This window comes from Citrobacter sp. Ce104 (assembly GCF_030334595.1).
Classification (GTDB): Bacteria; Pseudomonadota; Gammaproteobacteria; order Enterobacterales; family Enterobacteriaceae; genus Citrobacter; species Citrobacter europaeus.
In genome coordinates, this window is the sequence record NZ_JAOWDP010000053.1 from 95,067 (window position 1) to 106,160 (window position 11,094).

Below are 11,094 nucleotides of genomic sequence, written 5' to 3' on the forward strand. Positions count from 1 at the left end.
GATGATGACGGTACAATTAGGTATTAACCCACTGACATGGACGAATGATGATCTTCCTTCACTGGGCGCTGAGACGTCGCTTGATACCTGTCTGAGCGAGGGCAAAGAGGCCGGATTTGCCGGTTTCGAACTGGGCAATAAATTCCCGCGCGAGGCGCGACTGCTTGGCCCCATTTTACAGCGTCACGACCTGCAACTGGTTTCCGGTTGGTACTCCGGACGTCTGCTGGAACGCAGCGTGGAGGAGGAGATTGCCGCCGTGCAATCGCACCTGACGTTACTGCGCGAACTGGGCGCGAAGGTGCTGGTATTTGCCGAAGTCAGTGGCTGCATTCACGGCGAGCAGCAGACGCCGGTGCATCTGCGTCCGCGTTTCCCGCAGGCACGCTGGCAAGAATACGGTGAAAAACTCACCGAGTTTGCGCGCTACACCCAGCAGCAGGGAGTGCAAGTTGCTTATCACCATCATATGGGCACGGTGATTGAGTCTGCTGAGGATGTGGATAATCTGATGACGCATACCGGTGATGAGGTTGGGTTACTGCTCGACACCGGACATTTGACCTTCGCCGGGGCCGATCCGCTGGCGGTGGCGCGGCGCTGGGCATCGCGTATCAACCATGTTCACTGCAAAGACGTGCGCGCCGACGTGCTGGCGGATGTCAAAAATCGCAAAACCAGCTTCCTTGATGCGGTACTGAGCGGGGTCTTCACCGTGCCGGGCGACGGCTGCGTTGACTATCCGCCGATCATGGCCTTGCTGAAGGAGAATCGGTATCAGGGTTGGTTAGTCGTGGAGGCGGAGCAGGATCCGGCAATCGCGCACCCGCTGACGTATGCGCGTCTGGGTTATAACAACCTTAGCCGTCTGGCGCGTGATGCCGGGCTTATCTGAGGAGGTGACATGTCACGTTTATTATCACGCTGGCAGCAGCCGGACGCGCAAGGGTGTACGCAGTCGGTGACGCCTGAAGGCGCTGGCTGGGGATATGTCGGGTTTAGAGCGTATGAACTGGAGGAAGGGCAGCAGTTGACGTTGCCCGCTGTCAGCGAAGAACGCTGTCTGGTACTGGTCGCTGGACGCGCGACCATCACCACGCCGGGCGCAACCTTTACGGATATCGGCGAGCGGATGAGCCCGTTTGAACGCATCAAACCGTGGGCGGTGTATGTCACTTCTGGCGAGGCAATACAGGTCCAGGCGGTGACCAGACTGGAGCTGGCAGTTTGCGCTGCACCAGGAAAAGGAACCTACCCGACGCGGCTGATTGCACCTAAGGATATCGATGGTGAAGCGCGCGGCAAAGGCCATAACCAGCGTTACGTGCATAACATCTTACCGGAAGATAAACCTGCTGATAGCTTGTTGGTGGTGGAGGTGTGGACCAATGAAGGCTGCACCAGTTCTTACCCAAGCCACAAGCATGACACCGATAATCCTCCTCACGAAACGTATCTGGAAGAGACCTACTACCATCGGCTCAACCCGCCGCAGGGATTCTGTATGCAGCGGGTATACACCGACGACAGGTCGCTCGATGAGTGTATGGCGGTCTACAACCGCGACGTGGTGATGGTGCCAAAAGGGTACCACCCGGTGGCAACCCTGGCGGGATATGACAGCTACTACCTTAATGTGATGGCGGGTCCGGTACGCAAATGGATGTTTACCTGGGAAGACGATCACGCGTGGATTAACAGCGATTATCCGGTTGAGAGATAGGATGAAAGCGTGTGGCGACAGTGAATCGCCACACGTGGAGTCAGGGCCCGTGCGTTGCCGTGGCGCTGCTCTGGTTCAGCAGTAGGAACAGGGTAAGAGGGGAAGTCGATGCTGGATGGCGGCTCACTCCTACAATTTACTGACGCAGACGTTTGTGGGCGAAAAGGTATTGCCTAACAGATAGGCATTATTCATTTTATACATTTGCGCACGTTTTCCGGGCGTGAACGGATCGTAGATATTATGGGTAAACATCTCATCCGACACATTATCCAGACTGTGTTTACTCATTTTCATGTCTTCCAAAAACACAACGCCTTTGTCTCCTATGCGGTAATTAAAACTGACGGAGCGTTGCAGGATAAGCCGATGTCCTGGACGGTTGTCTGCTGGTGGCGTCGTGGTAATAATTCCAGAAAAATCAAGGACGCCGGTGTTATCTTTTTGCAACTGGAGCATCAGGCTACCGTCGTATTTCCCGCCCCTGGGTAGTTCGGGGAGTGAGAGTGTTGAAACGCAATGCACGCTTATCCCCTGATTAACTGTAATGAGCGCAATTCCATTCGCGCTCAACAAGGCGCTGACGGCGACCAGAACGGCGGCTCCTGCAAGTAATATCTTAGTTTTATATTTAGTATTCATGGATATAAAGGTCCTTGCATCCAGCAAACTTTGTTTTTTCTACATTATTGAAAGTGCAGCGGGATAAAAATACACGACCTTTTTCGCCGTAGACGTACAGATCGTCAGGCTGGAAAATAAACAATGCGCCAGCCAGACACTTCAGGTGTAAATCAGCCATTTTTTGTGCTTTTTCAAGCTTTGCGGTCGCTACTTCTCGCGAGCTTTCAAAAACGGTATAGACCGGACAGAGGTCGATATTGCCAAGTTTATACAGGTGTACATCGGGAAGATTGGTTTTAGCGCTGTTAAACAATGTGTTGACTGGGTAAAGAAGCATGATTAAGGAGATGCCCCCAGCAGCTAACAACATCATTTTTACGCGTTTAGACAGGGAAGGCGTGGCTTTCGGCGGTGCAAGGGAAGTCACGGTAACTGAAGGCGGTTCTTCAATGGTGGCTACCAGCCCTTCAGCGATGAAAAAGCCGACCCGCGGCACGGTTTGAATAATCTCATGTTCACAACCGAGTTCCTGTAATCCTTTACGAATCAAAGAAATATATTGGCTTAACGAATTATTTGAGGCCTGCAGACCATTTTTGTCCCAGACATTGGTAAACATCTCTTCTCTCGAGACCACTTTTCCTTCCTGCTCGAGGAGATAGGTGAAGATCCTGTTTGCTGTAATAGACAGGGTAAGGGCGTTATCCGACGGATTCAGACTGGCCAAAACGCCATCATCAGTTCTGAATGTAACTTCATTGTTAATTAGATATTTCATTTTTTCATCATTAACAGAGTATTACTTAATTATAAACCATAGTGGTATTTCTTCTTCACTACAGGAGCGCGGGATGTTACAAGTCCGATGCAGGAGGCGGGGCGTTTCATTTTAGCATCGTAAAGGACACTCCCGGCATAAAAAACCATGAAATTACTCATTTTAAGTATAAATACCTGCTTCATTTTGATGAAATTATAAGAGCGCTACTATTTTCAGATAGACCACTATATTCATTCACCGGTTTGATAACTCCGTAATTCTGGGTCGCTAGTTGATTTACAAATTGTCGGTAGCTTAGTAGATGGCAATTTTTATAATGAGAAAACGATAAATTACTTAAGTAAAATAATCGAAAAATAGTATGGTATCAAGAGTCTTAAACAATAATTAGAAACGGGTTGAGATTTTTAACTTATTACGGTCAATTCCTGATGGTACAGATTTCCCGGAACTTGCTTATCGCGAAGTTGTGTTTTTTGATTGACTGTAACCCTCTTTCTCGCTTTCACAATTTAACTAACTCCAATGAGTTACGTTTATCAAATAAATCTTACAATGAGATTGCTCTTATAAGTTGTTTGTTATTTCAGAACTGTGCTGATAAGTAATTTTTTTACGGGGCGCGAAATAAATTAATATGCGTTTTACTTAATTTGAAATGTTTGTTAGTTGTATCAGAGATGGATTTGTCACATTACATTGTTTATGCAATTCATTAACACTCATCTGTTCGTTTTTTCAGCTCAATCAAAAGTTAAACCTATAATTAAATTGAATTATGGATAAATCATCTATAAATTGCGAATTTATCAGTATAAATAGATTGTTGGTTGGTGCGGCCATATCATTCGTCACGTACAAGTTGCTCAATGTTTCAGCGGGAAAATCTCCAGAGAAGAGGTACCTGACCGCTGGGTAATTACGAGCATCCCATAATGCTATGTGACCACGAATTTTACCAGGAAGGGTAATCGTGGAATTATTCGGAATGGTAATGATGAACAAGATCTTTAAAGTGGTATGGAGTGTTTCGCACTCGTGCGCTGTTGTTGTTTCTGAACTGGCAAAGCGTTGCAGCGCTTCTATAGAAACCAATAGCTCAGGTAGTATTGAATCTAAAACGCATAAATTCAATATTTCAAAAATAGCGCTAAGTATAATCGGTGCCGTACTGGCTACGCATTCCATATATGCTTTTGCCGCCGACTACGTCTTGCCAGATTACTTACCATCGACTAACGCTAATGGCGCAGGGCAACTTGTTGTCGGTGACGGTGAAACTATGAATATTATCACCGGTACCAAAGGATATGGCAGCATTGCCTCAGGTGCATCGGGCTTTAAAACGATGACGATTCAACAGGCAATGGATAATGGGTATATTTCGTCAGGGAGTGAAAATATAAACCTGACGCAGACGACTTTAGGTGGCCGAACCCACAGCATTCAATATGTTGACCCCATCACCGGGGCTTCGCGTACACTCCAGGTGTATGACAGCAATAATTTTGCAGCAAATAACGTTGGCGATCTGACGACTTATCTGGGGGTCGGCGTCGGTGATGGGCAGTATGTGAACATGAAGCTGGCGACGGTGACATCAGGCGGTACGCTGGATGTGAATGTCGGTTCAACGGGAAGCGACTGGGCATCAAACCCGGCAAATATCTTCAATGCTGTCACGAAGGTCTCTGGAGTTTATAACGTTGAGAGCAGCGCCAGCGATACAAAAGACGCGGTACTGAATTACAACGCCAAAACTATCGTGCAAAGCGGTAGCGTTGGCAATGTCGCGAACAATGCCGGTAAAGATTATAACTTTGACACCGCAACCTACAACGGCACCTTCTCCAGCTCGCTTGGCGAGTATACGGTCAATAATCTGGATGATTTAAAAAACTACAATGATGCTCTGGTGAAAGCCGTAGAGGCTGGCCAACTTTCGCCCGCGGACTACGAGGCTGAGCTGCATAAAGCCTACACTACAGAACAGAAAAACATTCACTTTGACACCAATATCCCGGACGGCGATGCGGTGTTGCAGGCTGCAAATCGTGATGTGAACAGCTTTATTAAAGCGTCCGGGGCGCGCTCTGTCGTCAATATTTCTGCTGATGCCAATATTCAGGCGGTGTTCAGTGATACTTCCGTGGTGACGCTAACCGACGGAGCCACGCTCAATAACAACGGTACGCTGGGGGCTGCAGCCGGTGCATCTGGTGGTGATTATGTCGTTTCCGCGCGTGATAGCATCGTAAATAACAACGGGATTATTGACGCGGGAACCAGTCGTGATGTGAAAAATGCGTGGGTTGGCGCTCATACCGGGATTCTCGCGACCGGAACGACGAAGGTACAGAGCGACGGCGTTATCAACCTCGCCTCGCACCAGGATATCTATAACGCCTATGGCGTGCTGATGAATGACACGGCAACCTTTATTAATAACGGGGTAATGAATATTGCCACCGGAGGCGAGCCTGCGAAATCTTCCGATAGCGTCTATACCTACGGCGTATTTGTTCAGCGTAATGCTGTTGCTACCAATAACGGCACGATTTACATCGGACGTACTGCGCAAGCGGTAAAAGATGAGGCGACCAGCGAGGTTCAGGTCACTCTTCCGGCCATTGGTATGTATGTGAAGAGTGGGACCATCACTAACACCGGTAACATCACGATTGGCGAAAAAGTCGAGAATGCTGTTGCCATTCAGGCCAACGGTAGTACGTCTCCTGGCGCAATCAACGTTACCCAGGACGGCGTCATTGATATCAATGGCACCGGCACTGCGCAAAATATTGGCTTGATGGGAATTAACGGTGCAAAAGGGCTGGTAAACAGCGGCACGATTAACCTCAATGGGTACAGTGCCAGCGGCATTGAGCTGCAGGGAGGGAGTCAGGCGCTGCATTCGGGCACGATAAATATCACCAATGGCAGCACAACGGACAATTCGTTAAAAAATATTGGCGCCTGGGTCGAAGGGGCCGGGTCTCAGCTTACGATGAGTGGGAGTGTGAACCTTGCCGCAGATAACGCCATTGGTCTGCACGTTCGTGACGGCGGTGTTATCGATATTACCAATACGGGCAATGTCTCATTTACCAGCGGCAAGAACCAAATTGGCTATTTTGTTTATGGTGCAGGTTCAAAAGTTAACGCTTCTTCTACTAATACGCAGGACGTCTCGACTGAAGGCTCAACGTTATATCGCATAGAGGGTGGCGCGACTTTTGATGGCAGCGGGTCGTCTGGTACGACAATGATGGCATCAGGCACAAACAGCACAATTCTGCAGGTGACCGGGGCGGGGAGCCATTTTGATTCCGGCTCGCAATCGCTGAGTATTACCGGGGACGGTGCGACCGGGATTAGGGTTGAAGGCGGAGCGGATGGGGTTATCACCAAAGACGCGGTGATCGTGAAACTTTCCGGTAAAGACACCACAGCCGGGATTGTTGATGGTAATTATTATGACTTGTCCGGGAATGTTGATGAGAGCCAGAAAGGCGACTCAACCCTGACCAGTTATGCCTCGCTGAATACCAGCAATACGGCGGATGGCGCTTTCGGCTACATCGCTCGTAACGGCGGTACGCTCAACCATAAAGGTAAAATCGACTTTGATCAGGCGGGCAGCACAGGCGTGCTGGTTTCCGGCGGTACGTTGAATAACGACGGCGACATCAAGGTTAATGGCGTGGCGGTCAGCATTGAAGGCGCTGATTCCGTTGTGAACAACAATGCGACGGTTAGCGCGACGGATGGCACCGCAGCCTATCTCGTCGGCAATGATGCGTCATTAAGTCTGACGGGTTCGGGAGAAACCAAAGCATCAGGAGACGCGCACGGTATCTTGCTGGCCGCTGGCGCGCAAGGTCTGCTGGTCGATGGAGCCACTATCACCATGGACAGCACGGGTAAAGGCAGCGCCATTGAAAACGTCGCCAACATCGCGGGTATTCAGCTAAAAGATACAACCATCAGCGTGGGGAATGGTATCGGTATTCATACCGGGGCATCCCTGGCGCAGACCAACTCCGGAACGATTAACGTGATGGGGAGCGGTACGGGGATCCTGTTTGAAAATATCGACGGCAGCGAAACGAATCAAACGCTGGATATGTCTGACTCGCGCGGACTGGTTATCAATGTTGAGCAGGCTGCGGGGAAAGGGATCGTCACCAATGCGTCAACTGACCTGAAAACGGGCGTCAGCGTTAACGTGCTCGACGCTAACGGTGGTGAAGCGTTGATTGTTGGTGGCACGACCAAAAATGTTGAACAGGCTGGTGAGCTGACGTCGAAATCGACCAGCCACGCGGTGGTGAATGTTGATAACGGTTCCCTGGAAACGTTTATCAATAAAGGCGTTATTAAAGCGCTGGATGCGTCGCAAAAAGCGGTAGAAATGCTCTCGGGGGTAGGCATCGCGTTTACTAACGCGGCGGGCGCCAGCATTGTTGGTCAGGTTAACCTGATGAGCGGTGATAACACCGTTACGCTGGAGTCTGGCAGTACCGCAACCGACATCCAGACGGGCAGTGGTAACGATCTGTACGTCCTGAAAGATGTCAAAGAGACAGAAACCTCGCTGTTTACCAGCCTCAATGGTGGTGACGGGGAGGATACACTTCAGCTGAATAATGCACAGTACATCCTCAATCGCGCCGATGCTATTACCGGCATGGAGCATATCGATCTCACCGCAGGTTCAGTATTTACCGTTAATAATGTTGATTATGCGTTGGGTGATAGCCAAAACGATGCGACCGGTACGGGTTACAATATTGATGCGACCAGCACCTTGACGCTGAATTCTGACGCTGCGCTGGCCTTTAACAGCCATCTGGCGGGAACGGGAACGGTCGCCGTTGATGCCAGCGGTAATGCGTTTGATTTTACCAGCAACAATGCGGCTGATGGATTCAAGGGGACGCTGACGCTGATGAACAGCACCTTTGAGCTGGCCGGATTAAATACCCAGGCGCTGAGCCAGGCAACATTAAATATCGGCGAGGGGAACGTCACCCACGTAGGCTCCGGTGAGCAGAATATCGGCGGTCTGGCGTTTAACGGCGGCACCGTCAGCTTTGACGGTGTGACGCCGGGGCAGAGCAGTGCCGCAGGAACAATTCATGCTGGCGCGATGGATCTCTCCGGACGCGGAACCGTGCAGGTTGATACCGGCACGATTACCAACGATCGTCCGCTGGCTGATACCACGCTGTCACTTCTTGAACAGGACGATGCGCAGTCGCTGATCCAACTGGCGACATCAGATACTGCCGTCTCCGGCGGTGCGGGTAATCTGACGCTGACTGATAGCAATGGCAATATCATCAGCGATGGGGTTGAAGCCGGCATCAGCCAAAATGGAGAGATTGTTGCGAACGGAACCTATGATTATCGCCTCACCGGAGGGGAAAACGATGATGGACTGTATATTAGCTATGGTCTGACGCAGGTCGAACTGCTGGCCTCCGGAGACAATGCACTGGTCCTGGATGCGAACGGAAAAGCCGGTAATGCCGCAGATCTCAGCGCCCGCGTGACAGGCACTGGCGATCTGGCGTTTGACAGTGCCCGGGGCCAGACGGTATCGCTGTCGAATATGGATAACGATTACACTGGTATCACCGATGTACGCAGCGGTAACCTGCTGATGAAAAACGATAATGTTCTGGGACAGACCAGCGAACTGCGTCTGGCCGCTGATACCGGTTTTGACATGAACGGTTATAGCCAGACTGTCGGTAAGCTGACGGCGGCGGCTGACTCACTGCTGAACATCAATGGCGGTAGCCTGACCCTGGCGCAGGGCGGAACAGCCGACGGGATATTGACCGGAAGCGGCGCGCTGAACATCAATGGCGACACGCTGACCATCACCGGTGAAAACAGCACGCTGACGGCAAAAACGACCATTGCAGAAGGCGCGCGCGTGCTGATGAACACCACGCTGGGCCTTGGCACCGGCGATATTGTGGCGGCGGGAACGCTGACGATGAGCAAGGCCGCAGGCGCGCTTTACAACAGCATCAGCGATGCCGGACGGGTTGAACTCAGCGAAAGCGATGTCGCGCTGGTGGGCAACAACAGCGCCTTTACGGGGCAATTTGCTGTGGATGCGGATTCCCGGCTCACCGTGTTTACTGCAGAAAATCTGGGCAGCGCAGAGGTGAGCAACAGCGGTTCACTGGTGCTGAACAGTAATACCGACTGGCAGCTTAATAACGATGTTTATGGTAGCGGGGACGTGACCAAGCTGGGAGCCGGCTCCATTACCGTCGGCGATAACGCCGCCTGGACGGGCAAAACGGAGATTGAGCAGGGCGGCCTGGTACTGGGGGACGGCACATCTCCGGTCACGCTGGCCAGTAGCGAAGTCAACATTGCGGCTGCGGGGATGCTCTCGGGCACGGGGGGCGTTGCAGGTCATGTGAATAACGCCGGTGTGCTGCAGGTGGGAACCGGGACCGGCGACAACCTCCTGTTCACGGTGGGGGGCGACCTGGTTAACAGCGGTACCCTCGCAACCGGTGTGAATGGTCAGCAGGCCGGTAACCAGCTGGTGGTCAATGGCAATTATACGGGGAATGGTGGGCATCTTTCCCTGAATACCGCGCTGGGGGATGACAATTCCGTTACGGATAAGCTGGTGGTGAAAGGCGATACCAGTGGCACCACCTCCGTCAGCGTCACCAACGCCGGTGGGAAAGGGGCCGCCACGATTGATGGGATCGAAGTTATTCATGTTGATGGCGCATCGGACGGTGAGTTCACCCAGGCTGGCCGTATTGTGGCAGGGGCATATGACTACAGCCTTGGGCGCGGTCAGGATGAGAACAGCGGCAACTGGTATCTGACCAGCGGCAAAACCAATCCGGATCCCGAACCAAATCCGGATCCGGATCCCGATAAAGATCTGCGCCCGGAAGGCGGCAGCTACACGGCTAACCTGGCGGCAGCCAACAACATGTTCGTCACCCGTTTGTACGATCGCCTGGGCGAAACGCAGTATACCGATGCCCTGACCGGCGAGCAGAAAGTCACCAGTATGTGGATGCGCCACGTTGGCGGGCACAACAACTGGCGTGACGGCAGCGGCCAGCTGAAAACCCAGAGCAACCGTTATGTATTGCAGCTGGGAGGCGACATTGCGCAATGGAGCCAGAACGGACTTGACCGCTGGCACCTGGGCGTGATGGCGGGCTACGGGAACGACCACAGTAACACCCGGTCATCACGCACGGGTTATCGTTCCCGGGGTTCAGTCAATGGCTACAGTACCGGCGTGTATGCCACATGGTATGCCAATGATGCGTCGCATAACGGCGCCTGGCTGGACAGCTGGGCTCAGTACAGCTGGTTTGATAACAATGTTAAAGGCGATGATCTGCAGGGCGAGTCATATAAATCGAAAGGGGTGACCGCCTCGCTGGAAATGGGATATGCCCAGAAAATGGGCGAATTTGCCGGCAGTCATGGCACGCTGAATGAATGGTACATCCAGCCTCAGGCGCAGGCGGTCTGGATGGGCGTGAAGGCGGACGATCATCAGGAAAGCAACGGCACCCGTATCACCAGCAACGGTAACGGCAATGTACAGACCCGGCTGGGCCTGAAAACCTGGATTAAGAGCCATCATCAGATGGATAACGGTAAAGAGCGTGAATTCCAGCCGTTTGCCGAACTGAACTGGCTGCACAATTCACGAGATTTCAGTACGACCATGGACGGCGTGAATGTTCGTCAGGACGGGGCGAAAAATATCGCCGAAGTAAAAGTGGGTGTGGAAGGACAGGTGAGTCCGCGTCTTAATCTGTGGGGCAACATCGGGGTCCAGGCTGGCGACAAAGGCTATAACGACAGCGCTGCGATGGTCGGTGTGAAATGGAACTTCTAAGCTGATTCTGCCGGGCAAGTTCAGCCAGACTGGCATATGTCAGTCTGGTTATTT

Annotated in this window: 5 protein-coding genes; 3 read left to right on the forward strand and 2 right to left on the reverse strand. The window is 51.8% G+C overall.

The window, feature by feature from the left end:
• Nucleotides 1-4 precede the first annotated feature (4 nt).
• A complete protein-coding gene (gene iolE / locus OGW16_RS05535; RefSeq protein WP_043017250.1) occupies nucleotides 5-895 on the forward strand; it encodes a myo-inosose-2 dehydratase in 891 nt (296 codons plus the stop codon).
• 9 nt (nucleotides 896-904) lie between these two features.
• Complete coding sequence (gene iolB / locus OGW16_RS05540; RefSeq protein WP_200001155.1) at nucleotides 905-1,723, forward strand: 5-deoxy-glucuronate isomerase; 819 nt, start codon at nucleotides 905-907, stop codon at nucleotides 1,721-1,723.
• A gap of 129 nt (nucleotides 1,724-1,852) precedes the next feature.
• Here the strand turns inward: iolB and OGW16_RS05545 are convergent, their stop codons facing one another.
• Both OGW16_RS05545 and OGW16_RS05550 read right to left on the reverse strand, forming a co-directional pair.
• Nucleotides 1,853-2,365, reverse strand: coding sequence for a hypothetical protein (locus OGW16_RS05545; protein WP_286518051.1), 513 nt, complete (start codon nucleotides 2,363-2,365; stop codon nucleotides 1,853-1,855).
• The gene (locus OGW16_RS05550; protein ID WP_087052111.1) at nucleotides 2,355-3,125 is read right to left on the reverse strand and encodes a winged helix-turn-helix domain-containing protein; all 771 of its coding nucleotides are present in this window, start codon (nucleotides 3,123-3,125) and stop codon (nucleotides 2,355-2,357) included. The genes OGW16_RS05545 and OGW16_RS05550 overlap by 11 nt, the downstream gene beginning before the upstream one ends.
• Before the next feature lie 976 nt (nucleotides 3,126-4,101).
• Between OGW16_RS05550 and OGW16_RS05555 the strand changes: the two genes are divergently transcribed.
• Nucleotides 4,102-11,040 carry an autotransporter outer membrane beta-barrel domain-containing protein gene (locus tag OGW16_RS05555; RefSeq protein ID WP_286518052.1) on the forward strand — a complete coding sequence of 2,313 codons (6,939 nt, stop codon included), beginning with the start codon at nucleotides 4,102-4,104 and terminating at the stop codon, nucleotides 11,038-11,040.
• Nucleotides 11,041-11,094 lie beyond the last annotated feature (54 nt).